Below are 13,415 nucleotides of genomic sequence, written 5' to 3' on the forward strand. Positions count from 1 at the left end.
TTTGGTGATGATGGCAGAGAGGTCACACCCGTTCCCATACCGAACACGGAAGTTAAGCTCTCTAGCGCCGATGGTAGTTGGGACCTTGTCCCTGTGAGAGTAGGACGTCGCCAAGCAAAAACGAGAGAATATAAAAAACTTATTGACTTTTTAAGTGAATCAAGTATAATAATGTTTGTCTCAAATAAATATAGTCTGGTAATGATGGCAGAGAGGTCACACCCGTTCCCATACCGAACACGGAAGTTAAGCTCTCTAGCGCCGATGGTAGTTGGGACCTTGTCCCTGTGAGAGTAGGACGTTGCCAGGCAAAATGGAGGATTAGCTCAGCTGGGAGAGCACCTGCCTTACAAGCAGGGGGTCGGCGGTTCGATCCCGTCATCCTCCACCATATATGTCGGAGGGGTAGCGAAGTGGCTAAACGCGGCGGACTGTAAATCCGCTCCTTTGGGTTCGGCAGTTCGAATCTGCCCCCCTCCACCATTTCTTAATTATTGGGCTATAGCCAAGCGGTAAGGCAACGGACTTTGACTCCGTCATGCGCTGGTTCGAATCCAGCTAGCCCAGCCATTAAGAGCCATTAGCTCAGTTGGTAGAGCATCTGACTTTTAATCAGAGGGTCGAAGGTTCGAATCCTTCATGGCTCACCATTTTCTTAAAAAAATATGCGGGTGTGGCGGAATTGGCAGACGCACCAGACTTAGGATCTGGCGCCTTTGGCGTGGGGGTTCGACTCCCTTCACCCGCACTTTTAATAAAATATCTCATACATGTCTTGCGGAAGTAGTTCAGTGGTAGAATACAACCTTGCCAAGGTTGGGGTCGCGGGTTCGAATCCCGTCTTCCGCTCCAATTTTCAATATGACATGCCGGGGTGGCGGAACAGGCAGACGCACAGGACTTAAAATCCTGCGGTGGGTGACCACCGTGCGGGTTCGACCCCCGCCCTCGGCACCATATGCGCCCGTAGCTCAATTGGATAGAGCGTTTGACTACGGATCAAGAGGTTAGGGGTTCGACTCCTCTCGGGCGCGCTTTTATTAACGGGAAGTGGCTCAGCTTGGTAGAGCACCTGGTTTGGGACCAGGGGGTCGCAGGTTCAAATCCTGTCTTCCCGATTTTCCCAAAAACATGGGGCCTTAGCTCAGCTGGGAGAGCGCCTGCCTTGCACGCAGGAGGTCAGCGGTTCGATCCCGCTAGGCTCCACTTTATTTTTTATATGTCGGAGGTATACCCAAGTTCGGCTGAAGGGATCGGTCTTGAAAACCGACAGGCGGCGAGAGTCGCGCGGGGGTTCGAATCCCTCTACCTCCTCCATTTTTTTAAAAAAGTGGTTTAGTTACATATAAAAATGAATAAGATATTAATTTTTTTCCTTCATGGAGGTATACCCAAGTTCGGCTGAAGGGATCGGTCTTGAAAACCGACAGGCGGCGAGAGTCGCGCGGGGGTTCGAATCCCTCTACCTCCTCCATTTATTTTTAAAACATAATATCGTCGCGGGGTGGAGCAGTACGGTAGCTCGTCGGGCTCATAACCCGAAGGTCGCAGGTTCAAATCCTGTCCCCGCAACCAATGGTCCCGTGGTGTAGTGGTTAACATGCCTGCCTGTCACGCAGGAGATCGCCGGTTCGACCCCGGTCGGGACCGCCATTTTATGTTGGCTCGGTAGCTCAGTCGGTAGAGCAGAGGACTGAAAATCCTCGTGTCGGCGGTTCGATTCCGTCCCGAGCCACCATTTTTTTATTTTTTTATTTTTTTATTTTTTTATTTTTTTTATTTATGCCGGCTTAGCTCAATTGGTAGAGCAACTGACTTGTAATCAGTAGGTTGGGGGTTCAAGTCCTCTAGCCGGCATCATTTAGGGGCATAGTTTAAAGGTAGAACTGAGGTCTCCAAAACCTCCAGTGTGGGTTCAATTCCTACTGCCCCTGTAAATTATATGGGCCTATAGCTCAGCTGGTTAGAGCGCACGCCTGATAAGCGTGAGGTCGATGGTTCGAGTCCATTTAGGCCCACCATATATTCCGCAGTAGCTCAGTGGTAGAGCTATCGGCTGTTAACCGATCGGTCGTAGGTTCGAGTCCTACCTGCGGAGCCATGGCCCGTTGGTCAAGTGGTTAAGACACCGCCCTTTCACGGCGGTAACACGGGTTCGAATCCCGTACGGGTCATAAAAAAAGAGTCAGCATATTGCTGACTCTTTTTTATTATGTATAAGCCTCTTTTTATCACCTTGTTTTCCTGAAATAAATAAAGGGATTTAGGAAAAGCTATGGTATGTATTAAAAGGAGGAGATGAAAAATGACACAAGTTAGAGAACTTATGAGTACTCATATCGTACATTGTACACCATTAGATAATGTATATGAGGCGGCTGTAAAAATGAAGGAAGAATCGGTTGGATTGATTCCTGTTATTGAAAATAAACAAGTTGTTGGGCTTGTTACTGATCGAGACTTAGTTGTTCGTGGGATTGCTGAAAAACATCCTGGATCTAATCAAATTACAAATGTAATGACAACAAACATTGTTTCAGTTTCTCCAGATGATTCCATTGAAAAAGCTACAGAGTTAATGGCACAATATCAAATTAGACGATTACCGGTAGTTGAGAGCGGTCAACTTGTTGGGATGCTAGCACTAGGTGATTTAGCTATAAGACAATCAGCAGATGATCAAGCAGGGTTTGCTTTAAGTGAAATCTCGGAGCATACGGAATAAATTATGTATAAAGATCAGATACATTATTCTAGTATATATGGATTAAACTAATATGTTAGCGTGATGTATCTGAGACATTATATAATAAGTATAGAGTCAATATTTTTGACAGTTTTTTTAAATTTGTCATTCCTAATTTTTAATAAGAGAAAAAATGATATACTGAGAGATATAAGTATTATGAGAGATTTTGAATATAACAATATTTATCATTAATGATGTAATAATGAATTAATATTTCCTACATAGATAAAAAGGGAAGGGGAATTATATGAGGGCTGTACAGGGCGATCCAAATTGGAATTTGGTTACAGATACATATATAGAACCAAATAATTTCGCTGAGTTATTTTCTTTGCTTGTACCTTGTCATCCAAAAGGTGAAGGGAAAGAGCGAACTATATTAGTATGGAAAGAAAAAGAATTTTATAAAGAAGAAAATTTAGCGGCATTTATCGTATATGGCATGAATAAAGTAAAGAATTTACCGCAGTTTCATAAAGATGAAATTCCAACTCTAGTACGTATTCTTCGTTTATGTCAAGAGATTGGTTGGTATGAAGAGGCAAATGCTTTTATGATAGCCCAAGGACTAGATGAATTTGTCCAAACTTCATTGGAGTATGAAACATGGGATCTTTTGACGAAAGCAGTTGCTTTAAACTATTTAATTATTAAATATCGTATTGGTGAATTAACAGCTGAGGATGTAGAAATTTGGGATCGAGTTAAATTTAATGAGAAATGTATAACAAATTGTAAACATCTATTATCTCATAAAGAAGTATTGGAATTTACATTCTTTTATATGTGTAAGCGAGCGAAAACACTATCAAAAGAGCAATTAAATAGTGATATGATGAGTCTAGCAATGTATTGTAATACTTTTGTGTATGATTTATATACACATGACTTATTACGAAAGTATCGTAAGTGTACAGACTTCCTATCATATTATGGACCTAGTCAGGCAGTTTTAGCTTGTCAAAGAGCTGTACTTTCTCAAATTTCCGATCGATTAGACCCTTTAAAGACAACTCATGTAGATGATTATTTATATGTGATGAAAGAAATGATGGAGCATATGACGATAGGGGTAATGGATCGGTATGGTCATTTTATTGGAAAGTTACTATCATATGTACCATTTTTCGAAATGATCCAAGTTCCACAGCATGCATATTATTGTGAAGAATTACTGTATATTTGTAAGGGAATTGAATACAAAGAAGAAATACTACGCAATTATATATTTATACAATTACATGATTGTTTACCATCATTCTTTAAACTATTTCTTAAAAATAAGCGTTATGCAACGATTCATGATATTCTTTTCTATTGGTGCGACGATGAACAAAGAATGAGCTTAGAGAAAAAATATAATCTTAGTTTTATTTATGAAAAATATGCTTGTGGATAAACCATATTTTACATATTAAAAATTAATATAAATTAAAAAGGATCTCAAGTTTATGTGAGATCCTTTTTTGTTAGTAAAGCAAGGAGAAAGTAACTAAGATAAGAAATAACATTCCATAAAGGAGAAGTTGTGCAGTATAACTTCTTTGTATACCAAAAAAAGTATTCATTTTTTCATATAAGTTCAATATATATTTCATTGGATTATCTTTGAAAGATGGGTACACAGTGTCTCCTCTTTCTAAGCTTCTTGTTCATGTTTTTGGTTATTAGGAACATGAACGTATCTAGCTATGAATAATAAAACACCTATAAAGAATACAGGAAGTACGGTGGATAAATAAAAACCATTATTAATTATATTTGTTATAAGAGCACTCAAAAGAAAAATTGCATTATAAATATGGGCAATTTTTTGTTTTAGCCGCATTTGTAATGCTTCCATAATGATTTCTAAAGCAACAAAAGCAATAATAATAGATAAGAATACAGTGTTCGTATTATAAATGATTAAACAACAGATTAAACCTAAAAAGGCCAGGTATTCAATAAAGAGAGGTATATTGCGTGGCATATAATTTACCTAACTAAATATGGCAGTGGGTTTACTGCATTTGTTTTTTCAAAATTCCATTCCCCATTATGTAATTCAAAATGGAGATGTTGCCCATATGAATGACCTGTGTTTCCCATATGACCTACTAATTGTCCAGTTTGTACTTGATCACCAGCTTGTACAGTGCGATCCTTCATATGAGCATAAACTGTTGTATATAATTTCCCATTTATTTGATGGGCGATGAACACGACATTGCCGTAGCTAGCCGAATAATAAGATTTCACAACCTTACCCGCAGCAGCAGCTTGAATAGAGACATTTCCTTGTGCTGCTATATCTATACCATAATGCATTTGCTCCCAGCGCATATCAAAAGTGGAGCTGATTTTCCCTTGAGTAGGGAATTTGAAAACTGCTGGAATTGATGCAGGTTGAGCTGTTTTAGCTTGTGCTTGACTTTGATTTTGCACTACATAGTGTTTCGCTACATATCCGTATCCTGTGCCAAAACGAATTTTATACCAAGTACCTACCGTTTCTACTACTTGTACTTGTGTACCATTTTGTAATGAGCCAAGTAGAGTGCTACTTGTACTAGCATTGCTACGTACATTTAATTTTGGTGTTGCAACAGTATAAGAAGGAGAACCTTGTACAGTTACACCTTTTACTAGAGGTGTGGATCCATTAGATACAAATGTTTTTTGTACGTATCCAATTTGACCGTTATGTAATATTTTGTACCAATCCCCTTGTTCACCTTGAATGGTAATGAATTGACCATTTGGTAATATATCTAGAATAGAAGACTCTGTATTAGGTTCAGAACGAACGTTTAATGCGTTTGCATTTACGATATATTGATTTTTTGATTGAACATTTTTTTTGAATAGAATTGCATCCTTTTTCATATAGCCTGTTTTGTTGTTAACAGATACTTTATACCAATCTTGAGTTGTCTCAAGAATAGTAACAGGGCTATTAAATCGAATGTTATCAATTATTGCACTGTCTGCATGGTTATTTTGATGTAGTGCAACGTTGTCAATTTTTACATATCCAGTTTTTACTGTAGATGGTTGCTTAGCAGCCGCTGTTTGTATATCGGATTCTCCCATAGAAGGAAGTAAAGAAGCAATTGCGATAGTAGTTGCTGTTAAAGCTGTAGCTTTCATATTCATGTAATAAAGACCTCCTCTAGTTGTATAGTTGTAATTTTATTATAGTATAAAGATATAATATATTGGTCGTATTCACATAAATGTAATATGAAATCAATAAAAATAATGTTAGAAGAGAGATTCGTATATAAATATTGTATATATCATTTGTGGGGTCGCATTTATATTTGTTTAACACGTTAAGATTTAATTCGCAATTAAGAAAATTAAAACAGTTGATGATGTCTTATGGCGGTGTTATACTGACAGTGATAATTTTATAGTTTGCTAGGAGGGCTGGTGTTGCCAGCTGAGAGTAGGGCCGTAAGCCTTTGATCCTTTTTATTACCTGATCTAGATTATGCTAGCGTAGGGAAGCAATTCGGACACTAACAATGAGTCCCCGTTTCTTTGCGTATAGAAACGGGGCTTTTTTATTTGAAAATTTCATATTAACACCACTAGGGGTGCTTTTCGTGCTGAGAGAGGAATAATCCTTAACCCTTACAACACCTGATCTAGATAATACTAGCGAAGGGAAGTGGAACAACGAATAAATTATAATTTTATTTGCTGTAACCACTTCTTATATACAGAAGTGGTTTTTTTATTGAGATAAATAGATATATAGGAAGGGGAATTATTAATGAAATTTTGTGAAAGATTATTTGATACGGTGCAGCCTGTTTGGGAGAAAAGTCATAATCATCCGTTTGTAGTAGGTATGGGGGATGGTACGTTGGAAAAAGACAAATTCCAGTACTATATTATTCAAGATTATTTATATTTGTTAGATTATGCAAAGCTATATGCAATTGGGGTTGTAAAGGCAACGAATCCGCAAGTGATGGCAAAATTTGCAGAGCAAATTGATGGGATTTTAAATGGTGAAATGACGATTCATAAACAATATGCAAAAAGACTTGGCATTTCTGCACAAGAGATGGAATCTGCGAAACCATCTGCTAAAAATTTAGCCTATACAAATTACATGATGTCTGTATCTCAAAATGGCACACTTGCAGAATTAATATCAGCTTTACTTCCATGTATGTGGAGCTATTGGGAGATTGGAAAGCGTTTAAATGATATTCCTGGAGCAAGAGATCATGAGTTCTTTGGAGAGTGGATTCAAGGATATAGTTCTGAAGAATACGGTAACCTTTGTATTTGGTTAATAGATTTATTAAATGAAATGGCAGTTGGAAAGTCAGAGAAAGAGCTAGATCGATTAGAGGAGATTTTCTTATATTCCAGCCGATTTGAATATTTATTCTGGGATATGGCTTATCGTAAGGAGATGTGGGGTTTTGAGGAGCAAGAACATACTACAGTTTCATAATGTTTCCTTTCATTATGATGAGAAACCAATCATCGATGAATTAAATGCTTCTATACAAGATAAAGAGTTTGTAAGTATTATCGGACCGAGTGGGTGCGGGAAAAGTACTTTGTTTCGCCTTATTACAGGCTTAGAAGAGGCAAGTACTGGACAGATAGAGCTGACAGAAACAAAGAGTCATTCTGTAGGGTATATGCCCCAAAAAGATATGCTCTTGCCGTGGAGGACGATTATTGAGAATGCGGCTTTACCGCTAGAGTGCCAAGGTGTGGAGAAGAAAGAAGCACAAGTAAAAGCGAAAGAACTGTTACATAAATTTGGTTTACAAGGGTACGAGAAAAAATATCCGAAAGATTTATCTGGTGGTATGAGGCAACGCGTATCTTTTATCCGAACTTTATTAACAGGCGGGGAGATATTATTGTTAGATGAACCTTTTAGTGCATTGGACGCTTTAACGAAGGCATCTTTGCAAGAATGGTTGTTTGAACAATGGAAAGAGTGGGAAAAAACAATTTTATTTATCACTCATGATGTTGAAGAAGCATTGTTTCTTTCTAATCGAATTTTGGTTGTAGAAAATCAACCGATAGCAACTTTAACTGAGCGAATTGTGCCGCTTGATCGTAACCGAACAAGAAAAGATTTATATAAGCCTGAAGTGTTAGCGCTTAAAGAAGAGATCCTTAGTATGTTACAAAGGCAGGTACTCGTATGATGAATCGCTTGAAGGAGTTATTACCTGCCCTCATATTAAGTGGGATTTTACTTACTCTATGGGAAGTAGGCGCAAGAATTGTAGATGAGATGTACATTTTGCCATCACCTTCTGCAATTGTAATGAAGATATGGGCGCTGAAAGATATATTATTTACCGTTCATTTACCTGCAACGTTGTACGTCGTTTTAATAGGCGTTGTTATTTCTATCGTACTGGGCGTAGGGCTAGCAATGTTAATGAATGCGAGTACGTGGATGGAAAGAGCATTTTATCCATTATTAGTAGCTTCTCAAACAATCCCGATTACAGCACTTGCGCCACTATTTGTTTTATGGTTTGGATATACCATTTGGAGTAAGGTTGTTGTCACTGTCTTAATTACGTTTTTCCCAATTGCGGTAAATACGTATGATGGACTGCGTAGTACGAAGAAAGAATGGGAGGAGCTCTTAGTTACGTATGGTGCAACAAAAAAAGATATTTTTCTAAAGCTAAAGTTGCCATCTGCTCTTCCTTACTTTTTCTCAGCGTTAAAAATTGCAGTTCCGCTTAGTGTTATCGGGGCAGCAATTGGAGAATGGCTCGGTGCACAAGCTGGGCTTGGATATTTCAGTAAAAGAATGATGACGCAGTTAGACGGAGCTGGTGTATTTGCACCAATTGTATTGTTATCATTATTAGCTATTTTTTTCGTCATACTTATTTCTATATTAGAAAAGAAATTCATTAGTTGGAGGAAATATTCATGAAATTATTAAAACGCATCTTTGTGTTTACATTATTAGTTGCAATGATTGCAGGGTGCTCGAGTAATTCAGCATCAGATAAGAGTAAAAAAGAGAAAGAAATAACGGTCATGCTTGATTGGTATCCAAATGCGGTGCATAGCTTTATTTATGCAGCCATTGAAAAAGGCTACTTTAAAGAAGAAGGAGTAAAGGTAAATATTAAATTCCCTTCTAATCCGACTGATCCATTAACGTTAGCTGCAGCAGGAAAAGTGACAGTTGGCTTGTATTATCAGCCAGATGTTGTTATGGCTAGAGCAAATGAACAAATTCCAGTGAAATCAATTGGAGCTGTCGTGCGTTCACCGTTAAATCATGTCGTATCGCTGAAATCAGCAGGCATTCAATCACCGAAAGATTTAGAAGGAAAAACAGTTGGATATTCTGGAACACCTTTAAGTGAGATGTATTTAAAAACGATGGTAAAAGAAGCTGGTGGTAATCCAGATACAGTGAAAGTAGTTGATGTAGGCTTTGATTTAGTGCCAGCGTTAATTACGAGAAAAGTAGATGCTGTAACAGGAGCATACATTAACCATGAAGTACCTGTTATGCGTCATGAGGGTCATGAGCCGGCGTACTTTAATCCAGCTGATTACGGTGTACCGAATTATCATGAACTTGTATTTGTAACAGGTGATAAAACTTTGAAAAAGGATCAAGAAGCATTACAGGCCTTTTTACGTGGTGCGAAAAAAGGATATGATTTCATGAAGAAAAATCCGGATGAAGCATTAAATATTTTATTAAATCACCAAGAAAAAGAAAACTTCCCGCTTGTGCCAGAAGTTGAAAAAGAAAGTATGAAAATTTTATTAGAGAAGATGGAAAAGAAAGATGAGCCATTCTTATCAGATTCAAAAGAGTCTTGGGAGAAACAAAATAAATGGCTGAAAGACAAAGGAATGACGAAAGAAAGTGTTCCAGCTGATGAGTTATTCGAAAATATTTTAAAGTAGGCGAATGAATATGAAAAATGAGCTCCACGTAATCTCAAATGGCCATATGCCGTTCGAAGAGTTAGTGAATGTAGCGATGCAAATTGAGAGTGAGATTGATTATTTGCATATTCGTGAGCGTGAGAAAAGTACGAAGGAATTATATGAAGGGGTGGAAAGCCTTTTAAAAAAAGGCTTTCCGGCATCTAAACTTGTTATAAATGACCGAATTGATATTGCTGTTTTATTAAATGTCCCGCGTGTACAGCTAGGGTATCGAAGTACAGATGTAAGGTCAGTGAAAGAAAAGTTTTCGTATTTGCATGTTGGTTATTCCGTACATTCTTTAGAAGAAGCGATAGAGGCTTTTAAGAATGGGGCTGATTCGCTCGTTTATGGTCATGTATTCCCAACAGAGTGCAAAAAAGGTGTGCCGGCGAGAGGGTTAGAGGAAATTTCGGACATTGCAAAGAGCTTATCGATACCGATTATAGCTATTGGAGGAATTACTCCTGAAAATACAATGGATGTTCTTGCAAGTGAAGTAAGTGGAATTGCTGTTATGTCTGGAATTGTAAGTAGTAGTAACCCGTATAGCAGAGCAAAATCTTATAAGGAATCAATAAGAAAGTGGGCGGAAAAACATGTGTAAGAAGTATGATGTAGCGATTATTGGCGGAGGTGTAATTGGTAGCTCAGTTGCACACTTTCTAGCAGAAAGAGGGCATAAAGTAGCGATTATAGAGAAACAAAGAATCGCATCTGAAGCTTCGAAAGCAGCTGCTGGTTTGCTCGGTGTGCAGGCAGAATGGGATGAATATGATCCGCTGTTTGAGCTTGCTAGAGAAAGCCGTGCTATATTTCCACAACTTGCAGAAGTTTTACGTGAAAAGACAGGCATCGATATTGGGTATGAGGAAAAAGGCATTTATCGCATTGCCCAAAATGAAGATGAGAAGGAAAGAATTCTTCATATTATGGATTGGCAACAGAAAACAGGTGAAGATTCCTATTTTCTAACGGGGGACCATTTACGGGAAAAAGAGCCGTTTCTATCCGAGTCAATTATAGGAGCGGTATATTATCCGAAAGATGGTCACGTTATTGCACCAGAGCTTACGAAAGCATTCGCGCATTCCGCGGCATTTTCTGGAGCTGACATATATGAACAAACAGAAGTGTTTGATATTCGTATTGAGAATAATAAAGTGACTGGGATTGTTACGAGTGAAGGTGTAATCACATGCGAAAAAGTCGTTATCGCTGGAGGGTCATGGAGTACGAAATTACTACATTATTTCCATAGTGATTGGGGTACATATCCTGTTAAGGGAGAGGTTGTTGCAGTAAGAAGCAGGAAATCTCTCTTGAAAGTTCCTATTTTCCAAGAGCGGTTTTATATTACGCCGAAGCGCGGTGGCCGTTATGTGATTGGGGCAACGATGAAGCCTCATACGTTCAATAAATCTGTACAACCAGAAAGTATTACTTCCATATTAGAGCGTGCTTATACGATATTGCCTGCTTTAAAAGAAGCAGAGTGGGAAAGTACATGGGCAGGATTAAGGCCACAATCGAATCATGAAGCTCCTTATATGGGAGAGCATGAAGAAATAAAAGGTTTATATGCTTGTACTGGACATTATCGAAACGGTATTTTATTAAGTCCTGTTTCGGGTCAGTATATGGCTGATTTAATAGAAGGAAAGCAGGAGAATCATCTGCTAGATTCATTGCTTTCTAAATCGGTTTAGAAAGGGGATGGAAGTTTGAATTTAAAAATTAATGGTAATCAAATTGAAGTACCAGTGAGTGTGGAAACAGTAGCTGAGCTACTTACACATTTAGAATTAGATAACAGAATTGTTGTAGTAGAGCGTAATAAAGATATTTTACAAAAAGATGATCATAAAGATACATCAGTTTTTGATGGAGACCAAATTGAGATTGTAACTTTCGTAGGGGGCGGTTGATTATGTTAAACATTGGACCATTTTCATTTCATTCTAGACTTTTATTAGGAACAGGGAAATTCTCTGATTTTGATGTACAGCAAAAAGCAATTGACGTTTCTGAGGCTGAAATTTTAACGTTCGCAGTACGTCGCATGGATATATTTGATGCGAAGCAACCTAATTTATTAGAGAAACTTGATGTGAAAAAATATACGTTATTACCAAATACAGCAGGAGCAAAAAATGCTGAAGAAGCTGTTCGAATTGCGAAATTAGCAAAAGCTTCTGGACTTTGTGACATGATAAAAGTAGAAGTTATTGGTGATGATAGAACGTTATTACCTGATCCGGTAGAAACGTTAAAAGCATCTGAAATGTTACTTGAAGAAGGATTTATCGTTCTACCGTACACATCTGATGATGTTGTATTAGCGCGTAAATTACAAGAACTTGGCGTGCATGCCATTATGCCAGGTGCATCACCGATTGGTTCAGGACTTGGTATTGTAAATCCATTAAATTTAAGTTTCATTATTGAACAAGCGACAGTACCAGTTATCGTGGATGCTGGTATTGGTAGCCCAGCTGATGCGGCATTTGCGATGGAATTAGGAGCAGATGGTGTGTTATTAAATACGGCTGTGTCGGGGGCAAAAGATCCTATTAAAATGGCATACGCAATGAAATTAGGTATTGAGGCAGGGCGGATAGGCTTTGAAGCAGGCCGTATTGCACGTAAACGTTGTGCAACGGCAAGTAGTCCTTTAGAAGGAATGAGCGTAGTTGAATAATCGATATTCTCGCCAAGAACTATTTTCTCCAATTGGGGGAGAAGGACAACAAAAGATAAGAGAAAAGCATGTACTTATTATCGGTGCAGGTGCATTAGGTAGTGCAAATGCAGAGATGTTTGTAAGAGCTGGCGTTGGTAAGGTGACAATTGTTGACCGCGATTATGTGGATTGGAGTAATTTACAAAGACAGCAATTGTATGCAGAGAGTGATGTAGAGAATAACCTTCCGAAGGCTGTGGCGGCAAAAAAACGTCTAGAAGAGATTAATAGTGAAGTAAGAGTAGAAGCTCTCGTTCAAGATGTAACGGCTGAAGAGTTAGAAGAACTCGTTACAAATGTTGATGTAATTATCGATGCGACTGATAATTTCGAAACGCGTTTCATTGTGAATGATATATCGCAAAAATATTCTATTCCATGGGTTTACGGGGCATGTGTAGGAAGTTACGGTCTTTCTTATACTATTATTCCAGGCAAAACGCCATGTTTATCTTGTTTATTACAATCGATTCCGCTTGGCGGAGCGACATGTGATACAGCGGGGATTATATCACCTGCTGTATCTCTTGTCGTTTCTCATCAAGTAACGGAAACACTTAAACTGTTAGTAGAAGATTATGACTCGCTTCGAGAGGGGCTTGTATCATTTGATGTATGGAAAAATGAATATTCATGTATGAATGTGCAAAAGCTCCGTAAGCATAATTGTCCTTCGTGCGGGGAGAATGCACTATATCCGTATTTAAATAAAGAAAACACTTCAAAGACCGCGGTGTTATGCGGGAGAAATACAGTTCAAATTAGACCACCTCATAAAGAGGAAATGGATTTTGAACAATATAAAAAATTGCTGAATGATCGCGTGAATGATTTGAATGTAAATCCATATTTACTATCATTTTCTGTTGAAGAAAAGAGATTAGTTGCGTTCAAAGATGGTCGTGTACTTGTGCATGGAACGAAAGATATAAGTGAAGCGAAAACAATTTATCATCGCTATTTTGGATAGAA

13 protein-coding genes, 20 tRNA genes, 2 rRNA genes and 2 riboswitches are annotated in these 13,415 nt (G+C 38.2%); of the genes, 33 read left to right on the plus strand and 2 right to left on the minus strand.

The genetic code is table 11. The features are described from left to right. The 24 genes from rrf (MHB76_RS03540) to MHB76_RS03655 all read left to right on the plus strand — a co-directional run bounded on the left by rrf (MHB76_RS03540) (position 1) and on the right by MHB76_RS03655 (position 4,148). A 5S ribosomal RNA gene (rrf, locus tag MHB76_RS03540) occupies positions 1-116 on the plus strand. A gap of 78 nt (positions 117-194) precedes the next feature. Beyond that, a 5S ribosomal RNA gene (rrf, locus tag MHB76_RS03545) occupies positions 195-310 on the plus strand. Between the two features lie 5 nt (positions 311-315). Further along, positions 316-391 (plus strand) — tRNA-Val (locus tag MHB76_RS03550). Positions 392-399: 8 nt separating this feature from the next. Further along, a tRNA-Tyr gene (locus MHB76_RS03555) sits at positions 400-483 on the plus strand. A gap of 12 nt (positions 484-495) precedes the next feature. After that, positions 496-570, plus strand: a tRNA-Gln gene (locus tag MHB76_RS03560). Between the two features lie 4 nt (positions 571-574). Continuing rightward, positions 575-650: transfer RNA gene (locus MHB76_RS03565), tRNA-Lys, on the plus strand. Positions 651-667: 17 nt separating this feature from the next. After that, positions 668-748: transfer RNA gene (locus MHB76_RS03570), tRNA-Leu, on the plus strand. A gap of 29 nt (positions 749-777) precedes the next feature. Further along, positions 778-852 (plus strand) — tRNA-Gly (locus MHB76_RS03575). A gap of 16 nt (positions 853-868) precedes the next feature. Continuing rightward, positions 869-957 (plus strand) — tRNA-Leu (locus MHB76_RS03580). A gap of 3 nt (positions 958-960) precedes the next feature. After that, positions 961-1,034: transfer RNA gene (locus tag MHB76_RS03585), tRNA-Arg, on the plus strand. Positions 1,035-1,044: 10 nt separating this feature from the next. Continuing rightward, positions 1,045-1,118: transfer RNA gene (locus MHB76_RS03590), tRNA-Pro, on the plus strand. Between the two features lie 15 nt (positions 1,119-1,133). Then, a tRNA-Ala gene (locus tag MHB76_RS03595) sits at positions 1,134-1,206 on the plus strand. A gap of 18 nt (positions 1,207-1,224) precedes the next feature. Continuing rightward, positions 1,225-1,317: transfer RNA gene (locus MHB76_RS03600), tRNA-Ser, on the plus strand. Between the two features lie 64 nt (positions 1,318-1,381). Beyond that, positions 1,382-1,474: transfer RNA gene (locus MHB76_RS03605), tRNA-Ser, on the plus strand. Between the two features lie 24 nt (positions 1,475-1,498). Beyond that, positions 1,499-1,575, plus strand: a tRNA-Met gene (locus MHB76_RS03610). A 2-nt stretch (positions 1,576-1,577) separates the two neighbouring features. Further along, positions 1,578-1,653 (plus strand) — tRNA-Asp (locus tag MHB76_RS03615). A gap of 9 nt (positions 1,654-1,662) precedes the next feature. Then, a tRNA-Phe gene (locus MHB76_RS03620) sits at positions 1,663-1,738 on the plus strand. A gap of 46 nt (positions 1,739-1,784) precedes the next feature. Beyond that, positions 1,785-1,857 (plus strand) — tRNA-Thr (locus MHB76_RS03625). Between the two features lie 6 nt (positions 1,858-1,863). After that, a tRNA-Trp gene (locus MHB76_RS03630) sits at positions 1,864-1,934 on the plus strand. Positions 1,935-1,944: 10 nt separating this feature from the next. Beyond that, positions 1,945-2,021, plus strand: a tRNA-Ile gene (locus MHB76_RS03635). A gap of 5 nt (positions 2,022-2,026) precedes the next feature. After that, positions 2,027-2,101, plus strand: a tRNA-Asn gene (locus tag MHB76_RS03640). 1 nt (position 2,102) lies between these two features. Next, positions 2,103-2,174 (plus strand) — tRNA-Glu (locus MHB76_RS03645). Between the two features lie 131 nt (positions 2,175-2,305). Next, the gene (locus tag MHB76_RS03650; RefSeq protein ID WP_016103753.1) at positions 2,306-2,725 is read left to right on the plus strand and encodes a CBS domain-containing protein; all 420 of its coding nucleotides are present in this window, start codon (positions 2,306-2,308) and stop codon (positions 2,723-2,725) included. 271 nt (positions 2,726-2,996) lie between these two features. Further along, positions 2,997-4,148 carry a DUF3965 domain-containing protein gene (locus MHB76_RS03655; RefSeq protein WP_002159244.1) on the plus strand — a complete coding sequence of 384 codons (1,152 nt, stop codon included), beginning with the start codon at positions 2,997-2,999 and terminating at the stop codon, positions 4,146-4,148. 240 nt (positions 4,149-4,388) lie between these two features. Here MHB76_RS03655 and MHB76_RS03660 read toward each other — a convergent pair whose 3' ends face one another. After that, positions 4,389-4,721, minus strand: coding sequence for a hypothetical protein (locus MHB76_RS03660; protein WP_002159243.1), 333 nt, complete (start codon positions 4,719-4,721; stop codon positions 4,389-4,391). Positions 4,722-4,726: 5 nt separating this feature from the next. Next, on the minus strand, positions 4,727-5,887 hold the full coding sequence (locus tag MHB76_RS03665) for an SH3 domain-containing protein (protein WP_078174080.1): 1,161 nt from the start codon (positions 5,885-5,887) through the stop codon (positions 4,727-4,729). Between the two features lie 259 nt (positions 5,888-6,146). After that, a riboswitch (TPP riboswitch) is annotated at positions 6,147-6,259 on the plus strand. Positions 6,260-6,319: 60 nt separating this feature from the next. Beyond that, positions 6,320-6,423: riboswitch (TPP riboswitch) on the plus strand. Positions 6,424-6,512: 89 nt separating this feature from the next. Here MHB76_RS03665 and tenA point away from each other — a divergent pair. From tenA to MHB76_RS03710, 9 genes are read left to right on the plus strand one after another with little or no spacing between them, the layout of a single operon-like run. Beyond that, positions 6,513-7,208 (plus strand): thiaminase II, encoded by a 696-nt coding sequence (gene tenA, locus MHB76_RS03670; protein ID WP_002159241.1) that lies wholly within the window; start codon positions 6,513-6,515, stop codon positions 7,206-7,208. Beyond that, on the plus strand, positions 7,177-7,926 hold the full coding sequence (locus MHB76_RS03675; protein WP_078174079.1) for an ABC transporter ATP-binding protein: 750 nt from the start codon (positions 7,177-7,179) through the stop codon (positions 7,924-7,926). Before tenA ends, MHB76_RS03675 begins: the two co-directional genes overlap by 32 nt. Further along, positions 7,926-8,678, plus strand: a complete 753-nt coding sequence (locus MHB76_RS03680; RefSeq protein ID WP_002159239.1) for an ABC transporter permease — start codon at positions 7,926-7,928, stop codon at positions 8,676-8,678. Before MHB76_RS03675 ends, MHB76_RS03680 begins: the two co-directional genes overlap by 1 nt. After that, positions 8,675-9,676 carry an ABC transporter substrate-binding protein gene (locus MHB76_RS03685; protein WP_340985693.1) on the plus strand — a complete coding sequence of 334 codons (1,002 nt, stop codon included), beginning with the start codon at positions 8,675-8,677 and terminating at the stop codon, positions 9,674-9,676. Before MHB76_RS03680 ends, MHB76_RS03685 begins: the two co-directional genes overlap by 4 nt. Positions 9,677-9,686: 10 nt before the next feature. Next, positions 9,687-10,307, plus strand: coding sequence for a thiazole tautomerase TenI (gene tenI, locus MHB76_RS03690; RefSeq protein ID WP_002203391.1), 621 nt, complete (start codon positions 9,687-9,689; stop codon positions 10,305-10,307). Continuing rightward, positions 10,300-11,409, plus strand: a complete 1,110-nt coding sequence (gene thiO, locus MHB76_RS03695) for a glycine oxidase ThiO (RefSeq protein WP_078174077.1) — start codon at positions 10,300-10,302, stop codon at positions 11,407-11,409. Before tenI ends, thiO begins: the two co-directional genes overlap by 8 nt. 15 nt (positions 11,410-11,424) lie before the next feature. Then, on the plus strand, positions 11,425-11,628 hold the full coding sequence (thiS, locus tag MHB76_RS03700) for a sulfur carrier protein ThiS (protein WP_002201725.1): 204 nt from the start codon (positions 11,425-11,427) through the stop codon (positions 11,626-11,628). A 2-nt stretch (positions 11,629-11,630) separates the two neighbouring features. Then, on the plus strand, positions 11,631-12,401 hold the full coding sequence (gene thiG / locus MHB76_RS03705; RefSeq protein ID WP_002201724.1) for a thiazole synthase: 771 nt from the start codon (positions 11,631-11,633) through the stop codon (positions 12,399-12,401). Further along, positions 12,394-13,413: a thiazole biosynthesis adenylyltransferase ThiF gene (locus MHB76_RS03710; RefSeq protein WP_078174075.1), complete on the plus strand. Its 1,020-nt coding sequence runs from the start codon at positions 12,394-12,396 to the stop codon at positions 13,411-13,413. The genes thiG and MHB76_RS03710 overlap by 8 nt, the downstream gene beginning before the upstream one ends. Positions 13,414-13,415: the final 2 nt, after the last annotated feature.

Origin of the sequence: Bacillus sp. FSL M7-1345 (genome assembly GCF_038006985.1) — a bacterium.
In the GTDB taxonomy this organism is placed as follows: domain Bacteria; phylum Bacillota; class Bacilli; order Bacillales; family Bacillaceae_G; genus Bacillus_A; species Bacillus_A cereus_U.